The organism is Bacillus sp. 7894-2, from assembly GCF_002272225.1.
Classification (GTDB): Bacteria; Bacillota; Bacilli; order Bacillales; family Cytobacillaceae; genus Cytobacillus.
Map to the genome: position 1 here is coordinate 1 of NZ_NPDG01000185.1, position 211 is coordinate 211.

Here is a 211-nt window from a genome sequence, read left to right on the forward strand (position 1 = left end):
TTGTTGTAAATAATAATCATATTGGTAGCGGCGGAGGGGATCGAACCCCCGACCTCACGGGTATGAACCGTACGCTCTAGCCAGCTGAGCTACACCGCCGAAATGATTATAAATTTATGGTGGAGCCTAGCGGGATCGAACCGCTGACCTCCTGCGTGCAAAGCAGGCGCTCTCCCAGCTGAGCTAAGGCCCCATGTAAAAGAAGTGTCAC

Annotated in this window: 2 tRNA genes; both read right to left on the reverse strand. The window is 52.6% G+C overall.

The annotated features are described in order from the left end of the window. Positions 1-22: 22 nt before the first annotated feature. A tRNA-Met gene (locus CHI10_RS22085) sits at positions 23-99 on the reverse strand. Positions 100-117: 18 nt separating this feature from the next. After that, positions 118-193: transfer RNA gene (locus tag CHI10_RS22090), tRNA-Ala, on the reverse strand. Positions 194-211: the final 18 nt, after the last annotated feature.